The 23,418-nt window shown below is 45.0% G+C and carries 25 protein-coding genes; 23 read left to right on the plus strand and 2 right to left on the minus strand.

Going from position 1 to position 23,418, the window contains the following annotated elements; all coding sequences use genetic code 11:
- Window positions 1–12: 12 nt before the first annotated feature.
- From secF to KJB35_RS08570, 3 genes are all read left to right on the plus strand, one after another.
- Entirely contained in the window at window positions 13–960 is a 948-nt protein-coding gene (gene secF, locus KJB35_RS08560; RefSeq protein WP_005383689.1) for a protein translocase subunit SecF, read from the plus strand.
- A 164-nt stretch (window positions 961–1,124) separates the two neighbouring features.
- Window positions 1,125–1,541, plus strand: coding sequence for a hypothetical protein (locus KJB35_RS08565; RefSeq protein ID WP_017633921.1), 417 nt, complete (start codon window positions 1,125–1,127; stop codon window positions 1,539–1,541).
- Between the two features lie 141 nt (window positions 1,542–1,682).
- Window positions 1,683–1,994 (plus strand): hypothetical protein, encoded by a 312-nt coding sequence (locus KJB35_RS08570; protein WP_017633920.1) that lies wholly within the window; start codon window positions 1,683–1,685, stop codon window positions 1,992–1,994.
- 70 nt (window positions 1,995–2,064) lie between these two features.
- Here KJB35_RS08570 and suhB read toward each other — a convergent pair whose 3' ends face one another.
- Complete coding sequence (gene suhB, locus KJB35_RS08575) at window positions 2,065–2,868, minus strand: inositol-1-monophosphatase (RefSeq protein WP_005381722.1); 804 nt, start codon at window positions 2,866–2,868, stop codon at window positions 2,065–2,067.
- 231 nt (window positions 2,869–3,099) lie between these two features.
- Between suhB and trmJ the strand changes: the two genes are divergently transcribed.
- The 20 genes from trmJ (at window position 3,100) to KJB35_RS08675 (ending at window position 21,883) form a co-directional block, all read left to right on the plus strand.
- Window positions 3,100–3,819 (plus strand): tRNA (cytosine(32)/uridine(32)-2'-O)-methyltransferase TrmJ, encoded by a 720-nt coding sequence (trmJ, locus tag KJB35_RS08580; protein ID WP_005383693.1) that lies wholly within the window; start codon window positions 3,100–3,102, stop codon window positions 3,817–3,819.
- 125 nt (window positions 3,820–3,944) lie between these two features.
- On the plus strand, window positions 3,945–4,451 hold the full coding sequence (gene iscR / locus KJB35_RS08585) for a Fe-S cluster assembly transcriptional regulator IscR (RefSeq protein WP_213908028.1): 507 nt from the start codon (window positions 3,945–3,947) through the stop codon (window positions 4,449–4,451).
- Window positions 4,452–4,479: 28 nt separating this feature from the next.
- Complete coding sequence (locus tag KJB35_RS08590) at window positions 4,480–5,694, plus strand: IscS subfamily cysteine desulfurase (RefSeq protein WP_005381719.1); 1,215 nt, start codon at window positions 4,480–4,482, stop codon at window positions 5,692–5,694.
- A 38-nt stretch (window positions 5,695–5,732) separates the two neighbouring features.
- The gene (gene iscU / locus KJB35_RS08595; RefSeq protein WP_005381718.1) at window positions 5,733–6,116 is read left to right on the plus strand and encodes a Fe-S cluster assembly scaffold IscU; all 384 of its coding nucleotides are present in this window, start codon (window positions 5,733–5,735) and stop codon (window positions 6,114–6,116) included.
- Between the two features lie 70 nt (window positions 6,117–6,186).
- Window positions 6,187–6,510 carry an iron-sulfur cluster assembly protein IscA gene (gene iscA, locus KJB35_RS08600; protein WP_005381717.1) on the plus strand — a complete coding sequence of 108 codons (324 nt, stop codon included), beginning with the start codon at window positions 6,187–6,189 and terminating at the stop codon, window positions 6,508–6,510.
- 55 nt (window positions 6,511–6,565) lie between these two features.
- Window positions 6,566–7,081, plus strand: a complete 516-nt coding sequence (gene hscB / locus KJB35_RS08605) for a co-chaperone HscB (protein ID WP_005381716.1) — start codon at window positions 6,566–6,568, stop codon at window positions 7,079–7,081.
- A 21-nt stretch (window positions 7,082–7,102) separates the two neighbouring features.
- Window positions 7,103–8,956 carry a Fe-S protein assembly chaperone HscA gene (gene hscA, locus KJB35_RS08610; protein WP_017633916.1) on the plus strand — a complete coding sequence of 618 codons (1,854 nt, stop codon included), beginning with the start codon at window positions 7,103–7,105 and terminating at the stop codon, window positions 8,954–8,956.
- Window positions 8,957–8,969: 13 nt separating this feature from the next.
- Window positions 8,970–9,308 carry an ISC system 2Fe-2S type ferredoxin gene (gene fdx / locus KJB35_RS08615; protein ID WP_005381713.1) on the plus strand — a complete coding sequence of 113 codons (339 nt, stop codon included), beginning with the start codon at window positions 8,970–8,972 and terminating at the stop codon, window positions 9,306–9,308.
- A 44-nt stretch (window positions 9,309–9,352) separates the two neighbouring features.
- Entirely contained in the window at window positions 9,353–9,547 is a 195-nt protein-coding gene (iscX, locus tag KJB35_RS08620) for a Fe-S cluster assembly protein IscX (protein ID WP_005381711.1), read from the plus strand.
- A 161-nt stretch (window positions 9,548–9,708) separates the two neighbouring features.
- Window positions 9,709–11,007, plus strand: a complete 1,299-nt coding sequence (gene pepB, locus KJB35_RS08625) for an aminopeptidase PepB (protein WP_017633915.1) — start codon at window positions 9,709–9,711, stop codon at window positions 11,005–11,007.
- A 95-nt stretch (window positions 11,008–11,102) separates the two neighbouring features.
- Complete coding sequence (ndk, locus tag KJB35_RS08630; protein ID WP_213908027.1) at window positions 11,103–11,528, plus strand: nucleoside-diphosphate kinase; 426 nt, start codon at window positions 11,103–11,105, stop codon at window positions 11,526–11,528.
- Window positions 11,529–11,901: 373 nt separating this feature from the next.
- On the plus strand, window positions 11,902–13,029 hold the full coding sequence (locus KJB35_RS08635) for a bifunctional tRNA (adenosine(37)-C2)-methyltransferase TrmG/ribosomal RNA large subunit methyltransferase RlmN (RefSeq protein WP_017633913.1): 1,128 nt from the start codon (window positions 11,902–11,904) through the stop codon (window positions 13,027–13,029).
- 436 nt (window positions 13,030–13,465) lie between these two features.
- A complete protein-coding gene (gene rodZ / locus KJB35_RS08640) occupies window positions 13,466–14,416 on the plus strand; it encodes a cytoskeleton protein RodZ (protein WP_005381700.1) in 951 nt (316 codons plus the stop codon).
- Between the two features lie 6 nt (window positions 14,417–14,422).
- On the plus strand, window positions 14,423–15,541 hold the full coding sequence (gene ispG / locus KJB35_RS08645; RefSeq protein ID WP_005381699.1) for a flavodoxin-dependent (E)-4-hydroxy-3-methylbut-2-enyl-diphosphate synthase: 1,119 nt from the start codon (window positions 14,423–14,425) through the stop codon (window positions 15,539–15,541).
- A gap of 26 nt (window positions 15,542–15,567) precedes the next feature.
- Window positions 15,568–16,836, plus strand: coding sequence for a histidine--tRNA ligase (gene hisS / locus KJB35_RS08650; protein ID WP_005381698.1), 1,269 nt, complete (start codon window positions 15,568–15,570; stop codon window positions 16,834–16,836).
- Window positions 16,837–16,962: 126 nt separating this feature from the next.
- Window positions 16,963–17,577 carry a YfgM family protein gene (locus tag KJB35_RS08655; protein ID WP_005381697.1) on the plus strand — a complete coding sequence of 205 codons (615 nt, stop codon included), beginning with the start codon at window positions 16,963–16,965 and terminating at the stop codon, window positions 17,575–17,577.
- Window positions 17,578–17,589: 12 nt separating this feature from the next.
- The gene (bamB, locus tag KJB35_RS08660) at window positions 17,590–18,750 is read left to right on the plus strand and encodes an outer membrane protein assembly factor BamB (protein WP_005381696.1); all 1,161 of its coding nucleotides are present in this window, start codon (window positions 17,590–17,592) and stop codon (window positions 18,748–18,750) included.
- Window positions 18,751–18,917: 167 nt separating this feature from the next.
- A complete protein-coding gene (der, locus tag KJB35_RS08665; protein WP_213908026.1) occupies window positions 18,918–20,414 on the plus strand; it encodes a ribosome biogenesis GTPase Der in 1,497 nt (498 codons plus the stop codon).
- A gap of 59 nt (window positions 20,415–20,473) precedes the next feature.
- Window positions 20,474–21,349 (plus strand): metal-dependent hydrolase, encoded by an 876-nt coding sequence (locus tag KJB35_RS08670; RefSeq protein WP_033905865.1) that lies wholly within the window; start codon window positions 20,474–20,476, stop codon window positions 21,347–21,349.
- Window positions 21,350–21,658: 309 nt separating this feature from the next.
- Window positions 21,659–21,883: a zinc ribbon domain-containing protein gene (locus KJB35_RS08675; RefSeq protein ID WP_005381691.1), complete on the plus strand. Its 225-nt coding sequence runs from the start codon at window positions 21,659–21,661 to the stop codon at window positions 21,881–21,883.
- Between the two features lie 13 nt (window positions 21,884–21,896).
- Here KJB35_RS08675 and xseA read toward each other — a convergent pair whose 3' ends face one another.
- A complete protein-coding gene (gene xseA, locus KJB35_RS08680) occupies window positions 21,897–23,228 on the minus strand; it encodes an exodeoxyribonuclease VII large subunit (protein WP_017633909.1) in 1,332 nt (443 codons plus the stop codon).
- Window positions 23,229–23,418: the final 190 nt, after the last annotated feature.

Here is a 23,418-nt window from a genome sequence, read left to right on the forward strand (position 1 = left end):
CTGGGAATTAATATGTTTCAAATTCTAAAAGCAGAGAAGACGATCGGCTTTATGCGTTGGTCGAAAGTAGCATTCGTTTTTTCAATTATAATGATTGCTGCTTCTATCTTCACTTTGTCAACCAAGTGGCTTAATTGGGGTCTAGATTTCACTGGCGGTACGCTTATCGAGGTCGGTTTTGAACAGCCAGCAAACCTTGAAGAGATTCGTGCAGCACTAGATTCAAAAGGCTTTGGCGATGCGACAGTACAAAACTTCGGTAGTGCTCGTGAAGTCATGGTCCGTCTTCGTCCACGTGATGACGTTTCTGGTGAAACGCTAGGTAACCAAATCATTGGTGCTATCAAAGATGGTACTGGCGAAAGCGTAGAAATGCGTCGTATTGAGTTCGTAGGTCCCAATGTTGGTGATGAGCTAACAGAAGCTGGTGGTCTAGCGATCTTGGTATCGCTGATCTGTATTCTGCTTTATGTATCGATGCGATTTGAATGGCGTCTAGCGGCTGGTGCGGTAATGGCATTGGCTCACGATATAATAATCACGCTAGGTGTCTTCTCGTTTCTACAAATTGAAGTTGACCTGACCATCGTAGCTGCGCTACTGACGGTTGTGGGCTACTCACTCAACGATACCATCGTTGTATTTGACCGGATTCGTGAAAACTTCCGTAAGATGCGTAAGGGTGAACCTTCAGACATTATGGACGCCTCAATCACTCAGACGTTGAGCCGTACATTGATTACATCTGGTACGACTTTGTTCGTGGTAATTGCACTGTTCATGCAGGGTGGTGCTATGATTCACGGCTTTGCAACCGCACTTTTACTCGGTATCACTGTAGGTACTTACTCTTCTATCTACGTAGCATCAGCACTGGCTCTGAAACTGGGTATCCAGAAAGAGCACTTGATGCCACCTCAAGTAGAAAAAGAAGGTGCAGAGTTCGACGAGATGCCATAAGGCAGATTGAGAACCGAAAACAAAAACCGCTGAGCAATCAGCGGTTTTTTTATGCCTGATAGATTTGAAAGTTTCATTTTTTTTTGAGGTACTTCCAGCTTGAATTGTAGTTTTTTGATTGAGTTGAATATCGGAAGTATGTTCAACAATTTCGGGAGGAAATAATGTCAAGGCAAGCTGAAATAAAAGTACAGTTACTGAAGTTTGTAGAGATTTCTTACAAGCACAATAAAGGTGTTACCACCAAGCTAGTTACTGGAGGGAAAAGGTTCAAGTTAGCAGTTGATGAGTCAGGTAAAGTAACTTTATCTGGTGAGCTTGGATTTACTAAGTTTGAAGTTTCAAAAGAAATGGTTGAAGAGCTGGGCATAAAATTAAAAGCCGTTTCTGTTACTTTTAAAACTACTCGTGATGGTGTTTTGACATACAGTGGGAGTGTTTCTCTTTTTGGTGTTGTTTCCTTTGGAGTTACTGGGCAGGTAAATGTCCGTGAGCTTTTAGAGCAGTGCGAGTGGGGGCTTTGTAAGTACAGATTTAAGCCGAGTAAAATTGATCAAGCGCTCCGTGAAGCTGGGGTTTAGTTGGTTATGCTAAATAGAATTCTACCTATTCCGGTTTTACTAAGTGTTTCAACGCCCTGCATCGCAAGTCCACTCCACGATACTTACCTTGATATACGTAATAATTTATACAAGATGCAGTATATAGAGGTGGTAGAAGCTATGGCAGGACCAAATCTATCGATTGAAGAGCTGAACAGTATTAAGTCTCACCCAATAAAATTTGGTCATCAATTTCCATTTTTATCATCTATCCCATCAAGTTTGGTTACAGAGCTGTCTTACTTTGAAGAGTACAGTGAGGATGGAGGAGTTGGATGTCTTTCTGTAAACGGCTTTGGTGATGTATACCAGCCAGTCACGGTTTCGCTGCAGTTTTTAATGAAGGAACAAATATGGAAGGTTAAGCACGTAAAAATAGACCACTTATCTGACTACGACCGTTTCTACAAACAGGCTGATTGTTCGAAATAAAAAAGCCCCGCTCAATGAGCGGGGCTTTCTAAAGTCATCAGCGTGACGGGCTATATATGACTTTCAAATCTTACTTAAGGATCGCGCTGTTACCGTTTTCGCGGATGTGCTTAAGGATAGATTTTACGCCACGAGCGCTTGAAGCAACGATGTTACCAGACTTCATGTAGTCAGTGCCGCCAGCAAAGTCTGTTAGGATTGCGCCAGCTTCACGAGCAATAAGCTCACCTGCTGCCATATCCCAAGGTTTTAGGCCTAGCTCGAAGTAACCATCAACACGGCCAGCAGCCACGTAACAAAGGTCAAGAGCAGCAGAGCCGCTACGACGGAAATCAGCACATTCAGTGAATAGCGCACCAACGATCTTGATGTAAGACTCAGCGTGTTGTTTCTGCTTGAATGGGAAGCCTGTTGCTAGAACAGTACCTTGAAGGTCTTTTAGTTGAGCAACACGAATACGTGCACTGTTTAGTTGAGCGCCGGCACCGCGTTGTGCAGTGAATAGCTCGTTTTGCATTGGATCGTAAACACAAGCAACTTCAGTTTTGCCCTTAATACGAACAGCGATAGAAACCGCGAAAGTTGGGTAACCTTTTACAAAGTTAGTGGTGCCATCCAGTGGGTCGATGATCCATTGTACGTCTTTATCTTTACCTTCGATAAGACCTTGTTCTTCAGCAACGATACAGTGCTCAGGGTAAGACTGCTTGATAGTATCGATGATGATGTATTCTGCTTCTTTGTCTACGTTAGTGACAAAGTCATTAGTGCCTTTAAGAGTAGATTCTACTTTATCAGTGTTTTCTAATGATTTAGCAATATGATTGCCTGCCTTTCGCGCAGCGCGAATAGCAATGTTTAGCATTGGATGCATACGAATTTCCCAACGGATGTTAAAGAACAAATGAAAGCGGCGGCGAGTATACCAGAGATAATCAAAAAGGGAAGTGGTTATTTTTTACTCTAATTGCGGCCGACTGAGTGTACAGATCATACTGCGGACGAGAACAATAACCAAGAATGAGAAGAGAGGTCTGCTTGCCTCTAGGGTGTCTTAAAAAACTATGATAACATTCTGCGGTTTTAATTTAGGTAGCAAACACAGATGTTGGATCAAGTAAAAATTGTACTCGTAGGTACCTCTCATTCAGGCAATATTGGCTCAGCAGCTCGAGCAATGAAAGTGATGGGTTTAAACCAACTAGTATTAGTCGATCCACAATGTGAAGTGGATGAACAAACTCTTGCTTTAGCTGCGGGTGCTGGTGATATTGCTCAAAATGCAAAGATTGTCGGCACATTAGAAGAAGCGGTTGAAGATTGTGGCCTTGTTGTGGGTTCTAGCGCCCGCTCTCGTACATTAGAATGGCCAATGCTCGAGCCACGTGAATGCGGTGAGAAATTTGCAGTTGAAGGCCGAAAGCATCCGGTTGCGCTCGTGTTTGGCCGAGAAAGAACTGGTTTGACAAACGAAGAGTTACAAAAGTGCCACTACCATGTTTGTATTCCCGCTAATCCTGAGTACAGCTCGCTTAACCTAGCGATGGCTGTACAAACTCTCAGTTACGAAGTGCGAGTTGCACACTTGAACTTAGAGCAAAGCCAGTTTTCCCCAAATGAATCGGAAGAATACCCGCGTCATCGAGAACTCGAAATGTTCTTCGAGCATCTTGAAAAGGTGATGGTTGAGACCCAGTTTATTAACAAAGAGCAACCTGGACAGGTGATGAATAAGTTGCGCCGTTTGTTCTCTCGTGCTCGACCAGAAACCCAAGAACTTAATATTCTACGAGGCGTTTTGACTTCGATAGAAAAGAAGTTCTGAGTGAATAATAACCACTTTAGGTGTGAGGATGAATACCTGAGTAAAATGGTCAAATAAATACTTGACCAAATTACTCAGGTATGGAAAAATCTTAACCATTACAAACCATGTGGATACGGTGTGGTATGAAACTTACATCTAAAGGAAGATATGCGGTGACAGCCATGCTGGATGTGGCACTGCATTCGCAACTAAACCCTGTACCTCTGGCTGATATTTCAGAGCGTCAAGGGATCTCGCTCTCTTACTTAGAGCAGCTATTTTCAAAATTGCGTAAGGCAGGTCTCGTTGCCAGCGTTCGTGGTCCTGGTGGTGGTTACCGACTTGGTGCCGACGCTCACAGTATCGCTATTGGTACCGTGATTGCTGCCGTTGATGAGTCAGTAGATGCAACCAAATGCCAAGGTAAAGGAGATTGCCAAGGTGGAACACGTTGCCTTACTCACACGCTGTGGCGTGACCTAAGCTCTCGCATTAGTGACTTTTTGAATAACATCACTCTTGGTGAGTTGATGACAGACAATGAAGTACTCGAAATTTCTGATCGTCAGGACATTGATCTGGCGGTAACCCATGGGCTATCAAACAAAAATACAACCGCCGCGCCCATCGGTGTAAACGTCCGCTCTTAGCGGTCAGCTTTTTACATTGGAGTAGAGAATGAAACTGCCGATTTATCTTGATTATTCCGCTACATGTCCAGTTGATCCACGTGTTGCTGAAAAAATGGTTCAGTACATGACAATGGATGGCACATTTGGCAACCCAGCGTCACGTTCGCACCGTTACGGCTGGCAGGCAGAAGAAGCGGTCGATACTGCTCGTGAGCAAATTGCTGACCTTCTAAATGCAGATCCTCGCGAAATCGTATTTACATCTGGTGCGACAGAATCAGACAACCTTGCGATTAAAGGTGCAGCGCACTTTTACTCGAAGAAAGGCAAGCACGTAATCACTTGTAAAACAGAGCACAAAGCCGTTCTTGACCCATGTCGTCAACTTGAGCGTGAAGGCTTTGAAGTGACTTACCTTGAGCCAGAATCAAATGGCTTGATCGATCTAGAGAAGCTTAGAGCAGCCATGCGTGATGACACCGTGCTTGTGTCTATTATGCATGTAAACAACGAGATTGGTGTGGTTCAAGACATTACAGCGATCGGCGAACTGTGCCGTGAGCGTAAAATTGTTTTCCACGTGGACGCTGCGCAATCTGCAGGTAAATTACCAATCGACGTTCAAGAGATGAAAGTTGATCTAATTTCACTTTCTGCTCACAAAGTATACGGCCCTAAAGGTATCGGTGCACTTTACGTACGTCGTAAGCCTCGTATTCGTCTTGAAGCGCAAATGCACGGTGGCGGTCATGAGCGTGGTTTCCGCTCTGGTACACTACCTACTCACCAAATCGTAGGTATGGGTGAAGCATTCCGTATTGCAAAAGAAGACATGCAAAAAGATTACGATCATGCTTTAGCGCTTCGTAACCGTCTTTTTGATGGCGTGAAAGACTTAGAAGCAGTGACGGTAAACGGTGACTTTGAGCAGCGTGTACCACACAACCTAAACATCAGTTTCGCATTCGTAGAAGGTGAATCACTACTAATGTCGCTTAAAGATCTAGCGGTATCTTCTGGTAGTGCTTGTACGTCTGCAAGCCTTGAGCCTTCTTACGTTCTTCGTGCCCTAGGCATGGATGACGAATTGGCTCACAGCTCGGTTCGTTTCTCGTTTGGTCGTTTCACGACTGAAGAAGAAATTGATTACGCAATTGAACAAATCCGCGTTGCAGTGACTAAGCTACGCGACATGTCTCCTCTATGGGATATGTACAAAGAAGGGATTGATTTGAGCACTGTTGAATGGGCTCACCATTAATCTCAGGGATTGAAATAGAGGATTCGAGGTAATTTATCATGGCATACAGCGAAAAAGTAATTGATCACTACGAGAACCCACGTAACGTTGGTTCATTCGATAAAGAAGATCCATCAGTAGGTAGCGGCATGGTTGGCGCTCCTGCGTGTGGTGACGTAATGAAGCTTCAAATCAAAGTGACACCTGAAGGTATCATCGAAGATGCGAAGTTCAAAACATACGGTTGTGGTAGTGCAATCGCATCAAGCTCACTAGTAACTGAGTGGGTAAAAGGTAAGTCAGTTGATGAAGCGGCAGCAATTAAAAACTCTGAGATTGCTGAAGAGCTAGAGCTTCCACCAGTGAAAGTTCACTGTTCTATTCTTGCTGAAGATGCAATCAAAGCAGCGGTTGCTGACTACAAGAAAAAACACCAAGAATAATTATTCCGTAATATAATGGGAGCTTTGACGCTCCCATTCCAATCGAAATTTAGACAGACTAAGGTGCAGTATGGCCATCACAATGACAGAATCAGCGGCAAGTCGCGTAAGAGCATTCCTAGATAACCGAGGCAAAGGTATCGGTTTACGTCTTGGAGTGAAGACGACTGGCTGTTCCGGCATGGCATACGTACTTGAGTTTGTTGATGAGCTCAATGAAGAAGACGAAGTATTTGAACTCTCTGGAGTGAAAATTATCATCGATCAAAAGAGCTTAGTGTACCTAGATGGTACTGAATTGGATTACGTGAAAGAAGGGTTGAATGAAGGTTTTGAATTCAACAACCCTAACGCGAAAAGTGAATGTGGTTGTGGTGAAAGCTTCAACGTCTAATTGATTGTCCTTCTGGGCAAACGAGTCCGGAAGGCTTTACTAGGACCCGAACTTAATGAATCACTTTGAATTATTTGGGCTACCAAGTCAGTTTAAGCTGGATGGTAGCCTTCTTTCTTCTCAGTTCCGAGAACTACAAAAACGCTTCCACCCGGATAACTTTGCAACGGGCTCAGAACGTGACCGTTTGATGGCGGTGCAAAAGGCGGCGCAAATCAACGATGCCTATCAAGTTCTGAAAAATCCTATTTCTCGCGCCGAGTATATCCTCGCAGAGCAAGGTGTTGAGATCCGAGGTGAACAGCAAACAATGCAAGATCCGATGTTCTTAATGGAGCAAATGGAACTGCGCGAAGAACTGGAAGAGATTGCTGACAAGTCCGATCCTGAATCGGCGCTTTTTGACTTCGACTCTAAGGTCAGCAAAATGTACAAACAGCATCTGGCAAGCGTCGAGCAAGAGCTTGATGATGGTCTATGGACTGAAGCCGCAGACCGAGTTCGTAAGCTAAAATTCATTGCCAAACTAAAGAACGAAATTGAGCTAGTCGAAGACAAACTCCTCGGCTAGTAAGCGTGACAAGGACCTATCATGGCACTACTTCAAATCGCAGAACCGGGCCAAAGCTCGGCACCTCATGAGCATAAGTTAGCAGCGGGTATCGACTTAGGTACTACTAACTCTTTGGTTGCTTCTGTACGTAGCGGCGATGCAACTCCACTTGCGGACGAGCAGGGCCGTACTATTTTACCTTCAGTCGTTAATTACGCTGAGGAAACGTTAACGGTCGGCCACGAAGCCAAAGCCAAAGCAGAGTTTGAACCAGAGAACACGATTATCTCTGTAAAACGTTTGATCGGTCGTTCATTAAAGGACATTCAGTCCCGTTACTCTTCACTTCCTTATCGTTTTAAAGAGAGTGAAAACGGCCTGCCAATTCTGCAAACACCTCAAGGTGACAAAAACCCGATTGAAGTATCTGCGGACATCCTAAAAGTATTGGGTAAGCGAGCTGAAGATACGTTAGGTGGTGAGTTAGCTGGTGTAGTTATTACCGTTCCTGCTTACTTTGATGACGCGCAACGTGCAGGTACAAAAGATGCGGCGAAATTAGCTGGTCTTCATGTTCTCCGTCTACTTAACGAACCAACCGCTGCGGCAATTGCTTATGGCCTAGACTCTGGTCAAGAAGGTGTGATTGCGGTTTACGATCTAGGTGGCGGTACTTTTGATATCTCTATCCTACGTTTATCGAAAGGCGTATTTGAAGTATTAGCAACAGGTGGCGATTCTGCATTAGGCGGTGACGACTTCGACCATCTATTTGCCGATTATTTAATGGAGCAAGCGGGTCTAGAAGCGCCGCTTTCTGCAGAAAAGAACCGTATACTGTTGAACATTGCTACTGAAGCTAAGATTGCTTTCTCTGAGCAAGACAGTGTTGACGTTGACGTTTTTGGCTGGAAAGGCACCGTGACTCGCGAGCAGTTCGAAGATCTGATTCGTCCGCTAGTGAAGAAAACACTGATGTCTTGTCGTCGCGCATTAAAAGATGCGGATGTCGACGCAGATAAAGTACTCGAGGTCGTCATGGTTGGCGGCTCAACCCGTACATTGTTGGTTCGTGAAATGGTAGGCGAGTTTTTTGGTCGCACACCTCTGACAAGCATTAACCCAGATGAAGTTGTTGCAATCGGTGCGGGTATTCAAGCTGATATCCTAGCGGGTAACAAACCTGACTCTGAAATGTTGCTTCTTGATGTGATTCCACTGTCGCTCGGTATTGAAACCATGGGTGGTTTGGTCGAGAAGATCATCCCCCGCAACACTACGATTCCCGTTGCGCGTGCGCAAGAATTTACCACATTCAAAGATGGCCAAACGGCGATGAGTGTTCATGTGGTACAAGGTGAACGTGAAATGGTTGATGACTGTCGTTCACTTGCTCGCTTCTCGTTAAAAGGTATTCCTCCGATGGCAGCGGGTGCGGCACATATTCGCGTGACTTACCAAGTTGACGCTGATGGCCTTCTTTCTGTTACGGCAATGGAGAAGAGCACTGGTGTTCAATCAGAGATTCAAGTAAAACCTTCTTACGGCTTAAGTGACAATGAAGTGGCGGATATGTTGCGTGATTCAATGACGCACGCAAAAGAAGACATGCAAGCTCGTGCCTTAGCTGAGCAGCGTGTTGAAGCCGACCGAGTGATAGAAGGTTTGATTGCAGCGATGCAAGCTGATGGTGATGACTTACTATCAGAACAAGAGAAACAAAACTTGATTAAAGCCATCGAAGCCTTGATTGAGCTGCGTAATGGTGATGATGCAGATGCGATAGAGCAGGGCATTAAAGATACCGATAAAGCGAGCCAAGATTTCGCATCACGCCGTATGGATAAATCGATTCGAGCTGCGTTGTCAGGTCAATCAGTAGACGATATATAAGAGATAAGTAGTTATGCCTAAGATTATTGTATTACCACACGACGATTTGTGCCCAGAAGGTGCAGTGTTGGAAGCAAACTCTGGTGACACCGTTCTAGACGTAGCGCTAAAAAACGGTATCGGTATTGAACATGCGTGTGAGAAGTCATGTGCGTGTACTACCTGCCACGTAATCATCCGTGAAGGTTTTGATTCACTCGAAGAAAGTGAAGAACTAGAAGACGACATGCTAGATAAAGCGTGGGGTCTAGAGCCTGAGTCACGCCTAGGGTGTCAGGCGAGAATTGCTGATGAAGACTTGGTGGTAGAAATTCCTAAATACACACTAAACCACGCTTCAGAAGATCACTAAAACTATCTTCCCAATATAGGGAAGAAGCAAAAGGAAGATGAGCAATGAAATGGACAGATTCTCGCGATATCGCGATTGAACTTTGTGACAAGTTTCCAGATGTCGATCCAAAAACAGTGCGTTTTACCGATCTTCATCAATGGATCATGGAGTTAGATGAGTTTGACGATGAGCCAAACCGTTCTAATGAAAAGATTCTAGAAGCCGTTATCATGTGCTGGATGGACGAAGCAGACTAAGTCTGTAAAACACAGCCTAGTTAACAATTCTTACTAAAAAAAGCGGACCTTTAGGTCCGTTTTTTTATCCAATTGACATTTTTGCCCTACATAATGCTAACATCCGTGAGTTATTAAAAAGAAGCAGCGTAGGCAACGCTGCTATAAGACAAGGAGAAACCATGTCTACACAGATGTCTGTATTTTTAAGTCAAGAGTCGGCAGCACCACATTGGGGTGAAAAAGCACTGCTTTCATTCGCTGAAAACGGCGCAACTATTCACTTAGGTGAAGGTCATGATCTCGGCGCAATTCAACGTGCAGCTCGTCAGCTAGATGGCCAAGGAATTCGTTCTATTTTTCTTTCTGGTGATAACTGGGATCTAGAGAGCGTATGGGCTTTCCACCAAGGGTTCCGTAACCCTAAAAAACATGGCTCAGTTGAGTGGGCAGCATTGTCTGATGAAGAGCAAGCAGAGCTTCAAGCTCGTATTACTTCGACTGATTTTACCCGCGATATTATCAACAAAACGGCAGAAGAAGTTGCTCCTCGTCAGCTAGCGACAATGGCTGCTGAATTCATCAAATCTGTTGCGCCGAAAGGCACGGTGACAGCTCGTATCGTCAAAGACAAAGACTTGTTGGCAGAAGGTTGGGAAGGTATTTACGCAGTAGGCCGTGGTTCTGAGCGTACTTCTGCGATGCTTCAGTTAGACTACAACCCAACTGGTGACGAAAACGCACCTGTATTCGCATGTCTTGTGGGTAAAGGCATCACCTTTGATTCCGGTGGTTACAGCTTGAAGCCTTCTACCTTCATGAGTGCAATGAAAGCAGATATGGGTGGCTCGGGTACTATAACTGGTGGCCTAGGATTAGCTATCTTGCGCGGTTTAAACAAGCGCGTAAAACTGATCTTGTGTTGTGCTGAGAACATGGTTTCTGGCCGTGCCCTTAAGCTTGGCGACATCATCACTTACAAAAACGGCAAAACCGTTGAGATTATGAATACCGACGCGGAAGGTCGCTTGGTGCTTGCAGACGGTCTTATCTACGCCAGTGAGCAAAAGCCTGAGTTAATCATTGACTGCGCGACGCTAACAGGCGCAGCGAAGAATGCGTTAGGTAACGATTACCATGCGCTAATGAGCTTTGATGATGAGCTATCGCATCAAGCGCTTACGGCGGCAAACCAGGAAAAAGAAGGCTTGTGGCCGCTACCACTTGCTGATTTCCATCGAGAAATGCTGCCATCTAATTTTGCCGATTTATCGAATATCAGCTCTGGTGATTATTCTCCGGGTGCAAGTACTGCAGCTGCATTCTTGTCTTACTTCGTTGAGGACTACAAAAAAGGCTGGTTACATTTCGACTGTGCGGGTACGTATCGTAAAGCCGCTTCTGATAAATGGGCTGCGGGAGCAACGGGTATGGGTGTTCGTACACTTGCTCGCTTCCTCAATGAGCAAGCTGGAAAATAAGATTGATTGCAGCACTCTCTTGTTTGAGTGCTGCTCTTACCCAGTAAGTCACTTTAAAAGCACAACTATTATTACAAGTACAGAAAGGAAATTTTATGGCTCTAGAAAGAACATTTTCAATCATTAAGCCTGATGCTGTAGAGCGAAACCTAATTGGTGAAATCTACAATCGTATTGAAAAGGCTGACCTACGTATCATCGCTGCCAAAATGGTTCACCTGACAGAAGATCAGGCAAGCGGCTTTTATGCAGAGCATGAAGGTAAAGAGTTTTTCCCTCCTCTAAAAGAGTTCATGACATCTGGTCCTATTATGGTTCAGGTATTGGAAGGCGAAAATGCGATTGCACGTTACCGCGAGCTAATGGGTAAAACCAACCCAGAGGACGCGGCATGTGGCACTTTGCGTGCTGATTACGCACTCAGCATGCGTCACAATTCAGTTCATGGTTCAGATAGCCCTGAGTCTGCCGCTCGTGAAATTGAGTTTTTCTTCCCTGAATCAGAAGTTTTCTCTCGCTAACTCGTTCATGCATCACTTTTGCGTGATGATCTAGTTCGTAATAACCTCGGAATTGTCCGAGGTTTTTTATTCCGCGTTCTCCATTTCACCTGCGAGTTCATTCGTAATTATTCGCGAAGATGTTGGCTAATCTGAGCATCTTACAGGGGTGAAAGCTTAGTTACGTGTGTTTGTTCTCACTGTTTTCTCTGTACCACTTCTACGCTTTTGTTGTCGGTTGTCTAATCATTATTCTCACCGTAAAGTCTGATTAAAATTTAATCGTTTTTATTTTAATGCCTTAGCAAACTCAGGGTCTTACACCCCTTGTTGTAGCTGCATAAAGGCTGTACAATTCGCGCCCTTATTCTTGTTTCAGTCATTGAGAGGCAACATGACCACTGAAAAAATCAATCTACTCGACTTTGATCGCAAAGGCATGCGTCAGTTTTTCGCGGAAGAACTTGGCGAGAAAGCGTTTCGTGCCGATCAGGTTATGAAGTGGATCTACCATTTCGGTGTAGATGACTTCGAAAAAATGACAAACATCAACAAGAAGCTGCGCGAAAAGCTTTTACACAAGTGTGAAATTAAAGCACCAACTGTAGCAGAAGCTCAGCATTCTTCAGACGGCACGATCAAGTGGGCAATGAAGGTTGGTGATCAGGATGTAGAAACGGTTTACATTCCAGAAGATGATCGCGCAACGCTTTGTGTATCTTCTCAAGTAGGTTGTGCATTGGAATGTAAGTTCTGCTCAACAGCACAGCAGGGCTTTAACCGTAACTTGAAAGTTTCAGAGATCATCGGTCAGGTGTGGCGTGCTGCACGTGAAATTGGTCTTGAGAAAGAAACAGGCCGTCGCCCAATTACGAACGTCGTGATGATGGGCATGGGTGAGCCGCTTCTTAATATGAAGAACTTGATTCCTGCATTGGAGTTAATGCTGGATGACCTTGGCTTTGGTTTGTCGAAGCGTCGCGTAACCGTATCAACATCAGGTGTCGTTTCTGGTCTTGATCAGATGACGGGCAAAATCGACGTTGCGTTAGCGATCTCTCTTCATGCGCCAAACGATAAGCTGCGTAGTGAAATCATGCCAATTAACGATCGTTGGGATATTCAAGATTTCCTAGCATCCGTTCGTCGTTACATTGCTTCATCGAATGCAAACCGTGGCAAGGTAACAGTCGAGTACGTGTTGCTTGATCATGTGAACGATGACATGGACCATGCTCGTGAACTGGCTGAATTGATGAAAGACACACCATGTAAGATTAACTTGATTCCGTTTAACCCGTACCCAGGTTCACCTTACAAGAAACCAAGTAACTCACGTATTGATCGCTTCCAAAAAACATTGATGCAATACGAGCACACAGTTACGGTTCGTAAAACGCGCGGTGATGACATTGATGCCGCATGTGGTCAGTTGGTCGGTGATGTAATTGACCGAACTAAACGTACGGCAATGCTGAAAGCGTCACGCGGTGCCGATACCATTGAAGTGAAAGCTGTATAAACGACCGGAATTCAAAAATAGCCAGAGCCATTCGCTCTGGCTATTTTGTTTATTGTTTAGGACATTTTCGCCAAGATTTGGGACTATCACTCTTCAACCTAAGGTTATTTGGGTATAATTTCGAATTCCTTTGTCAAAGTTTGGACAAAAGCTTGAGCTATCTGTTAGTTTGAGTGTAAAGAGTTTTTGTCTTCGTTGCGCATTCGCTTATCATGATATGTAACACTAACGATGACACCGATAATTCTCAGCACTTTCTCACATACGTTTTGCTGATTTTTGCAAAACGGGTATTCGCACTCAGATCGCTGAGAGTTTCTTAAAATTATTATTTTTGGTTAACGCGTTTAGGCTAGCTATCTTTTAAAGAGGCTTAAGAACAATAACGAAAATACATGACCACGTTAGCCACTAAAACAGATTAAATACCGCCATTATGACAGAACACGAAAATACGAATGAAGTGCCACTCTCTATTGAAGCTGGCACATTACTGAAAAACAAACGTGAATCCTTGGGAATGAGCCAAAAGCAAGTTGCCGATCGCCTGAGGCTTCGCATTTCTGTGATTGAAGATATTGAAAATAACCGATTTGAATCTCAACAAGTCGCGACATTTACGCGTGGTTACTTACGCTCTTACGCTAAATTCGTGGGTCTTGATGAGAAGGTGGTTTTGACGGCGTTAGAGCAGACTGCCGATGCTCAGCCTCAAGAGCAAGAAATTGAAATGCAAAGCTTCTCTCGTAAAACAAAAGACGAGAAGCACAATAGCCGTATTATGCTCCTTACTTGGGTTATCGGGCTGGTCATTATTGGCATTTCAGCGGCATGGTGGTGGCAAAACCAACAAGAGAATAGCCTAACTAAGGAAGTAACGGATTCAAGTGTTGAAGCGCCGCAGCCCACTGCTCAAGAATTAGCTGATATCGATTTGATGACGGCTGAAGAGTTAATCGCAAGCACTCCTGAAGAAGTTGCTTCAACTAATGAAGGCGTTGCTGAATCGACTGAAGCATCCGTTGAGCAAGGGGCGGATCCTTTGCTGACTGAAACTGAAAATACAACAAGCGTAGATTCTGAAGAACCTGTTGCCGTGATTGAAGCGGCGGAAGAGGAACAGCCTGCGCCAGTAGTACCTGAAGGCATGACACTTCTTACTATGAAGTTTAAAGCGGACTGTTGGATTCAAGTAAAAGACACCAATGGTAAAACGCTGGTAAGTGGTACTCATAAGCCAGGACAAGATGTAGAACTTACCGGAAAAGCGCCATTTAAAGTGATATTAGGCGCACCGGAAGGGGTTACAATGACATTTGCAAGTGAACCTGTCGACCTTTCTGGGTATACTTCAGGCAAAGTAGCTAGATTCACTCTACCGTTATAAAAAATTATGCAACACGAATCTCCAATTATTCGTCGTAAATCGACGCGTATCTATGTGGGTGATGTGCCAATTGGTGATGGTGCGCCAATTGCAGTACAGTCAATGACTAACACTCGCACGACTGACGTAGAAGCGACAGTCGCTCAAATCCGAGCACTAGAAAAAGTCGGCGCAGATATCGTTCGAGTTTCTGTACCTACGATGGACGCAGCAGAAGCTTTCAAACTGATTAAACAGCAAGTTTCTGTACCATTAGTGGCTGATATTCATTTCGACTATCGTATCGCGCTGAAAGTTGCGGAGTACGGAGTTGACTGTTTACGTATCAACCCAGGTAACATCGGCAATGAAGAACGCATTCGCGCTGTTGTCGATTGCGCTCGCGATAAAAACATCCCGATCCGTATTGGTGTCAATGGTGGATCTTTGGAAAAAGACCTACAGATGAAATACGGTGAGCCAACGCCAGAAGCCTTGGTTGAATCGGCGATGCGTCACGTAGACCATCTCGATCGTCTTAACTTTGACCAATTTAAAGTTAGCGTGAAAGCTTCAGACGTTTTTCTTGCGGTGGATTCATATCGTCTGCTGGCGAAGAAAATCGATCAGCCTCTTCATTTAGGTATCACAGAGGCGGGTGGTGCTCGAGCTGGCGCTGTTAAGTCATCTGTTGGCTTAGGTATGCTGTTATCTGAAGGGATAGGCGATACGCTGCGTATCTCTTTGGCTGCCGATCCAGTTGAAGAAATCAAAGTCGGTTTTGACATCCTTAAATCTCTGCGCATTCGCTCTCGAGGCATCAACTTTATTGCGTGCCCAAGCTGCTCACGCCAAGAATTCGATGTGATTGGTACGGTGAATGCACTGGAGCAACGTTTAGAAGACATCATCACGCCAATGGATGTGTCTATCATCGGTTGTGTGGTAAACGGCCCTGGTGAAGCAGAAGTTTCTCACTTAGGTCTAGCAGGTAGTAACAAGAAGAGCGCATTCTACGAAGATGGTAAACGCCAGAAAGAGCGCTTTGATAACGATGACCTTGTGAATAAGCTAGAAGCTAAGATCCGTGCGAAAGCAGCTATGATGAATGGCGAAAACCGCATCGAAGTTAAAGTACAAGATTAATCTCAACGAGAATTACGGTAAGTATTGTGGCAAAAACAATTCAAGCAATTCGAGGCATGAACGATTGCCTCCCAACTCAGTCGCCACTGTGGCAAAAATTAGAAAACACAGTGAAAAATGTAATTAGCGCATACGGTTATAACGAAGTGCGCATGCCAATCGTTGAAGAAACAAACCTATTCAGCCGCGCTGTTGGTGAAGAAACAGACGTCGTTTCAAAAGAAATGTACACTTTTGATGACCGTAACGGCGACAGCCTAACACTTCGCCCAGAAGGTACGGCGGGTTGTGTACGTTCATGTATCCAAAACAGCCTGATCAACCGTGATGAACAGCGTCTGTGGTACATGGGGCCTATGTTCCGCCATGAACGTCCGCAGAAAGGTCGTTACCGTCAATTCCACCAGTGTGGTGTTGAGGTGTTTGGTCTAAATGGTCCAGATGTTGATGCAGAGCTTATCATGATGACGGCGCGTCTATGGCGTGAGCTAGGTATCAATGAGCATGTCCGTCTTGAGCTGAACTCTATCGGTTCTCAAGAAGACCGCGCAGACTACCGTACTGCACTGGTTGCATTCCTTGAGCAACATATTGATGTGCTAGATGAAGATTGTAAGCGTCGCATGCACACGAACCCATTGCGTGTTCTGGATACGAAGAACCCAGACGTTCAAGCTATTTTAGGTGATGCGCCTCGCCTTTCAGATTACTTGGGTGAAGAATCTAAAGCACACTTCGCAGGTCTATGTGAACTTTTAGACGCCGCAGGTATCAAATACACAGTTAACGAACGTCTAGTTCGTGGTCTGGATTACTACAATCGCACGGTATTTGAGTGGATCACTGAGAGCCTAGGTGCTCAAGGCACTGTATGTGGCGGTGGTCGTTACGATGGCCTTGTAGAGCAATTAGGTGGTAAACCAACACCAGCGGTTGGCTTTGCAATGGGCCTAGAGCGTCTAGTACTGATGCTAGAAACGTTGGAACTGACCGACGTTCGTCGCAGTGTTGACGTGTACGTAGTCACAGCGGGTGAAGGCACCATGATGGCAGGAATGAAGCTAGCAGAACAGCTTCGCGAGTCTGTTCCAGGCGTTCGTGTGATGAATCACTTCGGTGGCGGTAACTTCAAGAAACAGTTTAAACGCGCAGACAAAGTTGGTGCTGTTGTAGCATTGGTTCTGGGCGAAAACGAAGTTGCGGATAATACCGTAGTATTGAAAGACTTAGCTGGTGGTGAGCAAGAGACTTACAACCAAGCAGAAGTTGCAGAAAAGATCGCAGCACTGATTTAAGTCTTTTAGTAATCTAACAAAATTACATCCTAGTTCGTAAGCTAAGGCTCCCAAATGTGGAGCCTTTAAACGAAATAGGAACAATGGCAGCTAAGCTGCCATTTACATGTTTTAAGAGGACAGGAAGTGGAACTTTACGATACTGAAGAACAACAAGTTGAAGCCATTAAAGACTGGTGGAAGGAAAACGGCAAAGCCGTCATCATCGGTGCGGTTGTTGGTTTAGGTGGTCTATTCGGCTGGCGTTACTACCAGGATTCTGTGATTCAGGCGAGTGAAGCAGCTTCTCAAAGCTACACGACAGCAATGAATGCTTTGCAAGACAAAGGCACTGATGCTCAAGCTGACGTGAAAGCTTTCATTGAGTCAAATGAAGTAAAAGAATATTCAGTATTGGCTGCACTACAACTTGCTAAAGCACAAGTTGAAGCTCAAGACCTTTCTGCTGCATTGGAGCAACTGAAGTGGGCGCAAAGCAACACTCAAGATGCTGCGTTGTTACCATTGATTAGTTACCGCATTGCGCGTATTGAGACGGAAATGGGTAACTTCGACGCTGCAACGGCAGAGCTAAGTAACGTCACTGATACAGCATGGACAGGCCGTATTGCTGAACTTCGTGGCGATATTGCGATTCGCCAAGGTGACAAAGATGCTGCGTACGCTGCGTATACTGAAGCTCAGCAAGCGGCAGATGCAAGCCCGACACTACAAATGAAATTGGACGATCTGGCGAAATAAGGACCGCATTGGATGAAAAGAGTCTTTAAGAAAGCCTTGCTAGGGGCGTTAACAATGGGAGTACTTGCCGGTTGTGCAGGTGAGAAAGACACCATTGTAATGGCGCCACTACCTCAGGTAGACAGTCAGTTTACAACCAGTAGTGAGTGGAGCACATCGGTTGGCGATGGTGTCGGTCATTACTTTTCAAAGCTATCCCCTGTATTTGCGAATGATACATTGTTCGTGGCAAGTCGTGATGGCTTAGTAAAAGCGCTGGATCCTGAGAATGGTAAACAACGTTGGCAAACGGACCTAGAAGAAGATGTCATTGCTCGTCTCTCTGGTGGTATCACAGCGGCATACGGAAACCTTTACATTGGCTCTGAGAATGGTGAAGTCATCTCTCTTGACCAAGAAACAGGTGAAATTGTTTGGCGTGTAAAAGTTGGTGGTGAGGTACTGGCGAAGCCAGTTGCAGATTCAGGCCTTATTATCATCAATACTAGCCGAGGCATGTTGATAGCCCTTAATGAGAGTACAGGTGAGCAACGCTGGGCATTGAGTACAGAAGTGCCGAACTTAACTTTACGTGGCGATAGTACTCCGACTGCAATTGGTGGCGGTGTATTTTGGGGAACGGCAAATGGCCGACTCGCAGCTGCTATCGTTGAGCGTGGCCAGTTGATTTGGCAACAGCCTGTTGGTACGCCAAAAGGCGCGACAGAAATTGATCGTTTGGTTGACGTTGATTCATCGCCAATTGTGCTAGGCGGTACTCTTTTCACCATTGGATACAATGGTCAACTTATCGCCATTGACTTGCGTTCAGCGAACCCGATTTGGAAGCGTAACTACTCATCTGCGACAGACATTTCTACAGATGGTAGTCGCATCTTTGTGATAACGGAAAAAGATCATGTTGTTGCCGTTGATTCACGAAGCGGGACTGAGTTGTGGGAAAACAGCTTGCTTGAGCACCGACAACTTACAGCGCCAGTTATTGTTGGCAATTATCTCGTTGTCGGTGACACGCTTGGTTACCTTCACTGGATGGATCGTTCAACGGGCGAATTTGTTGCGCAGCAGTTTGTCGATGATAGTGGCTTGGCAGTTGGCCCGACGTTATTGTCGGATGGTTATGTGATTACAACTCGCAACGGCGATGTAAAGAAACTAACCATTAACGAATAATATCGTGATATAATTCACATTCGGCTCCTGGCTGGTGACAGCTAGGAGCCGTTTTGTTGTTTGAATTTATTAACCCTGACGTGGTTATAGGTAAAAAGCTGGTTTGATTTGGCATCGAGCAAGTCGTTACCTATAACTACAGAAGAAAGATTATTGTAGAGGTTGTTATGGTACCTGTTGTAGCTCTAGTAGGGCGTCCGAACGTAGGTAAATCTACACTATTTAACCGATTGACTCGCACTCGTGACGCGTTGGTTGCGGACTTTCCAGGCCTAACGCGAGACCGTAAATATGGCCAGGCGAGACTTGGTGAAGAGCACGAATTCATTGTGATTGATACTGGTGGTATCGATGGCACAGAAGAAGGCGTGGAAACAAAGATGGCAGAACAGTCATTAGCCGCGATTGATGAGGCTGATGTTGTGTTGTTCCTTGTTGACGGTCGTGCTGGTCTGACACCTTCAGATGAAGCAATTGCTGCTCATCTGCGTAAAATTGAAAAGCCAGCGATGCTGGTAGTAAACAAAATCGATGGTATTGATGCCGATGCGGCGTGTGCTGACTTTTGGCAGCTCGGCGTGGATGATATGTACCAGATTGCGGCCGCTCATGGCCGTGGTGTGACCGCTTTGCTTGAGCGTGCTTTATCTCCATTCTTTGATGATCTATTAACAAGTGAATCTGAAGACGGTGAGATTGAAGACCTGACTGGATTAGAAGACGAAGAGCCTCTTGTTGAAGATTACACTGAAGAAGACGCAGAAGCTGAATTCAAGCGCCTTCAAGAGCAGCCGATTAAGTTGGCGATCATCGGTCGTCCGAACGTAGGTAAATCGACACTGACTAACCGTATTCTGGGTGAAGAACGTGTAGTTGTATACGATATGCCAGGTACAACGCGCGATTCTATCTACATCCCGATGGAACGTGATGGACGTGAATACGTACTAATTGACACCGCAGGTGTTCGTCGTCGTGGTCGTATCAATGAAACGGTTGAAAAGTTCTCTGTTGTTAAGACGCTGAAAGCGGTAGAAGATGCAAACGTCGTTCTACTGGTGATTGATGCACGTGAAAATATTTCAGACCAAGACCTAAGCTTGCTTGGTTTTGCACTGAATGCTGGCCGCTCAATTGTCATCGCCGTTAACAAGTGGGATGGTCTAGACAGTGACGTGAAAGAAAGCGTGAAGAAAGAACTGGACCGCCGTCTAGGATTCGTCGACTTCGCGCGTATCCACTTTATTTCTGCGCTGCACGGTACTGGCGTTGGTCACTTGTTTGAATCTATTCAAGAAGCATATAACTCGGCGACAACGCGTGTGGGTACGTCAGTACTGACGCGTATCATGAAGATGGCTGTGGATGATCACCAACCGCCAATGGTTCGTGGTCGTCGTATCAAACTCAAATACGCACACGCAGGTGGTTACAACCCACCGATCGTTGTTATCCACGGTAACATGGTTCGTGAATTGCCAGATTCGTATAAACGTTATCTGATGAACTACTTCCGTAAGTCTCTGGAAATTATGGGAACACCGATTCGCATTAACTTCCACAACAGTGATAACCCATACGAGAACCGTACGAATAAGCTTACGCTATCACAAGAGCGTAAACGCAAACGTATGATGTCGATGGTGAAAAACCGCAATAAATAATGAAATTCGAATACCCAAGTTTCTACTTGGGTATTTTTTTATCAAAAGTAATCGTAAAAATGACTATCACAGCAACAAAGACTCGTTTTTGTCATCAAACATGGCAATTAGAAGCACAAATACAGCTCGTTCAATCTACGGAAGAAGTGACTTACGTTATTACAGATGTCACGCCGTTCCATCCCGTTAGTCACATATGGCCGGATCACCCTGCAGATAAAGGAACGTTGAAGGTGAATGGGTCTGAGCATGACGTAGTAGATTGCCAAGTTGGAGCAGTGGAGCAGGAGAGTGGTGCTTTGTATGTGGGTAGTGACATCCCTGTAAAGCGTGATGCTGAAGGTTGGGTGTTTGTCGTCGTGCATGTTTTATCACGTACGGAATCATTTGCAATTAATGACTTGGTAACATTAGCGGTAGATAAAGACTATCAAAATGCTGTGAGTCGAGGCCACACTGCAGGACATTTAGCGTATTTGGCGTTGAATAAAGTACTATCGGAAGACTATTGGCGAAAAGACGCAGACCGCAAAGACCCACATGGTTATTATGACTTTAATAGCTATGCGCAAGTTACTAGTTATGTCACTCCAGACAAGTGCCTCGATACGTACCGTTTAGGCAAAACACTCCGTAAAAGAGGATTAAACAGTGCAGATATGCTGAATGACCTCCAGGCGATTGCAGAAAAAGTGAATGGCCAACTGGTTGAATGGCTTCAAAGAGATGCGATGATCACCATGGAATGCCACGGCGATAGATTAACGGATTCTCGCTATTGGAAGTGCGATTTAGGGGAAGGTCAATTAGCGGTAATCCCTTGTGGTGGAACGCATGCGAGCCATTTAAATGAGTTTGCTTTTATCCAAGTTAAACTCGTTAAGCTCGACGCTCAAACTATCGAAATGCACACCAATGTAAACACTGCTTTTTGAATAAGATCTTTTTATTAAATTCTGGCTTTTCGTTTAATTAAATCTCTCTAGGGTTTTTTATTCTGTCTTAAATTGGAATGCAGAATATGTAACTTATGCTTTCGGTGTGTGGTTATATAAATATTCTTTTAAGGGGTGATCGCTGATCAAGGAGTAAATATCAGACGATCAGTATAAGATCCTACGTATCAAGTATGGTTAACGCCTCGTGAAACTTGTTGGGGCGGTGATGAAGATCAACATACTTGTTCGTTATTTTGAGTAGCATGCGTTACTCGAAATTGCTTAGTTTAGAAAGAGGAACGGGATATGCAGCAGAACATTTGCCCGACTTGCAATGTCGAACTGGAATGGACAGGACAATACCATTGTGCACAGTGTGAATCGGATTTTAAAAAGGTAGGTTTTTGCCCTGATTGTGAGGCGGAGCTGGAGAAGCTGCAAGCATGCGGTGCTGCGAGTTACTTTTGTAATGTGTGTAATGAACTCAAATCAAAATCACGTGTCCGATTTGAGTTCCAGAAAGTCAGTTAACCAGAGTTTGTATTCAGTTAACGGTAGAACGAACGTCACCTTCGGCTAACCGGGTAATCAATACATCTCCCGACTTTACATCTGAAGATTGCGTAATTACTTTACCTTGCTCAGTTTGAGTAATTGAGTAACCTCGTTTCAATGTCGCTAGTGGGCTGACGGTGTCTAACTTCTCTGCGGCAATCGCGAGTTGATGGCGCATAGTCAGTAATTTGCGATCCATTGCATCCATGAGCTTTTGCTCAACACGTTCTAGCTTCGACTTCTGCTCGGCAAGGCGTGTTACAGGAGAATTTAATTGCAGCCGATAATGTTGACGCTCGATTCGCTGTTGACGCAAGGCAATAAAACGACTCATCGCTCGCTGTAAGCGCATGTCCAACTCATCTAACTGTTGCGTCTGACGTTGCAAGCGATAGCTTGGGTGCTGTCTCTCTAGACGGTGCACTAATTGAGCAGATTGCTGCTTTTGTTGTGCTAGGTAGTAACGCATCGCGCTCGCTAACTTATGCTGGCGGGTAACTAAAGCTTGATCTTTGTGGCTGTTATCACGGCTTACTAGCTCAGCGGCTGCTGATGGAGTAGGCGCGCGTACGTCGGCGACAAAATCAGCTATTGTCACGTCAACTTCATGTCCAACGGCGCTAATAATAGGAATTTGGCTTGCTGCAATCGTGCGAGCTAATATCTCGTTGTTAAAGCACCATAAGTCTTCTAATGAACCACCACCTCGGCCCACAATTAGTACATCACATTCATCACGGCTGTTAGCGCGACCAATGGCTTGTGCAATTTGAATGGCTGCGTCCTCACCTTGTACCACTGTCGGATAAATCACAACAGGTAGGGAAGGATCACGACGTTTCAATACGTCTAAGATATCGTAAAGCGCGGCACCAGTTTTCGATGTGATGACGCCAACACGTTTAGGGTGCTCAGGCAAAGATTGCTTATTGATTTGCGCGAACAACCCTTCTGCTGCAAGCTTCATTTTCAGCTCTTCAAACTCTTGTTGAAGACGGCCATCACCTTCCGGTTGCATGCTTTCGATGATCAATTGGTAGTCACCGCGAGGCTCATAAAGAGACAGACGAGCTTTTACTAGGACTTGATTACCGTTAGCGGGTTTGAAAGTAACGCGGCGATTGTTACCACGAAACATGGCACATTTAACTTGAGCGCGAGAGTCTTTAAGAGTGAGGTACCAGTGACCAGAGACAGGAGCTGAAAAGTTGGATATCTCTCCGACGAGCCAAACGATCCCCATTTCGTTTTCAAGGAGTAAACGAACTTCTGCGTTGAGACGAGAAACAGTAAAGATGTTTTGATTGGTCTTGGAGAGCACAGCTAATCTCTTAGACGTGAGTATGGAAATTAGCGGCAATATAATACATAGCAAGGGGGTAATTGCAAGAAAAAAATTAAAAAATTTGTGGTCAAGCGATTGCGTTAACCGTATAATCCCTCCGCAATATCTAATCCAAATGTAGCTAGTTGCTAACGCAGGTTACCCTCATTATGCGAAACGATGAGAT

This window comes from Vibrio sp. D431a (genome assembly GCF_030248655.1).
Classification (GTDB): domain Bacteria; phylum Pseudomonadota; class Gammaproteobacteria; order Enterobacterales; family Vibrionaceae; genus Vibrio; species Vibrio alginolyticus.

Coding starts and splice junctions, on each gene's coding strand:
- trmJ (WP_005383693.1), top strand. CDS start 3,100: ATGTTGGATCAAGTAAAAATTGTACTCGTAGGTACCTCTCATTCAGGC.
- iscU (WP_005381718.1), top strand. CDS start 5,733: ATGGCATACAGCGAAAAAGTAATTGATCACTACGAGAACCCACGTAAC.
- iscX (WP_005381711.1), top strand. CDS start 9,353: ATGAAATGGACAGATTCTCGCGATATCGCGATTGAACTTTGTGACAAG.
- hscB (WP_005381716.1), top strand. CDS start 6,566: ATGAATCACTTTGAATTATTTGGGCTACCAAGTCAGTTTAAGCTGGAT.
- iscA (WP_005381717.1), top strand. CDS start 6,187: ATGGCCATCACAATGACAGAATCAGCGGCAAGTCGCGTAAGAGCATTC.
- hscA (WP_017633916.1), top strand. CDS start 7,103: ATGGCACTACTTCAAATCGCAGAACCGGGCCAAAGCTCGGCACCTCAT.
- der (WP_213908026.1), top strand. CDS start 18,918: ATGGTACCTGTTGTAGCTCTAGTAGGGCGTCCGAACGTAGGTAAATCT.
- KJB35_RS08570 (WP_017633920.1), top strand. CDS start 1,683: ATGGCAGGACCAAATCTATCGATTGAAGAGCTGAACAGTATTAAGTCT.
- KJB35_RS08565 (WP_017633921.1), top strand. CDS start 1,125: ATGTCAAGGCAAGCTGAAATAAAAGTACAGTTACTGAAGTTTGTAGAG.
- suhB (WP_005381722.1), bottom strand. CDS start 2,868: ATGCATCCAATGCTAAACATTGCTATTCGCGCTGCGCGAAAGGCAGGC.
- ndk (WP_213908027.1), top strand. CDS start 11,103: ATGGCTCTAGAAAGAACATTTTCAATCATTAAGCCTGATGCTGTAGAG.
- bamB (WP_005381696.1), top strand. CDS start 17,590: ATGAAAAGAGTCTTTAAGAAAGCCTTGCTAGGGGCGTTAACAATGGGA.
- fdx (WP_005381713.1), top strand. CDS start 8,970: ATGCCTAAGATTATTGTATTACCACACGACGATTTGTGCCCAGAAGGT.
- KJB35_RS08635 (WP_017633913.1), top strand. CDS start 11,902: ATGACCACTGAAAAAATCAATCTACTCGACTTTGATCGCAAAGGCATG.
- secF (WP_005383689.1), top strand. CDS start 13: ATGTTTCAAATTCTAAAAGCAGAGAAGACGATCGGCTTTATGCGTTGG.
- KJB35_RS08590 (WP_005381719.1), top strand. CDS start 4,480: ATGAAACTGCCGATTTATCTTGATTATTCCGCTACATGTCCAGTTGAT.
- KJB35_RS08670 (WP_033905865.1), top strand. CDS start 20,474: ATGACTATCACAGCAACAAAGACTCGTTTTTGTCATCAAACATGGCAA.
- pepB (WP_017633915.1), top strand. CDS start 9,709: ATGTCTACACAGATGTCTGTATTTTTAAGTCAAGAGTCGGCAGCACCA.
- KJB35_RS08675 (WP_005381691.1), top strand. CDS start 21,659: ATGCAGCAGAACATTTGCCCGACTTGCAATGTCGAACTGGAATGGACA.
- rodZ (WP_005381700.1), top strand. CDS start 13,466: ATGACAGAACACGAAAATACGAATGAAGTGCCACTCTCTATTGAAGCT.
- iscR (WP_213908028.1), top strand. CDS start 3,945: ATGAAACTTACATCTAAAGGAAGATATGCGGTGACAGCCATGCTGGAT.
- ispG (WP_005381699.1), top strand. CDS start 14,423: ATGCAACACGAATCTCCAATTATTCGTCGTAAATCGACGCGTATCTAT.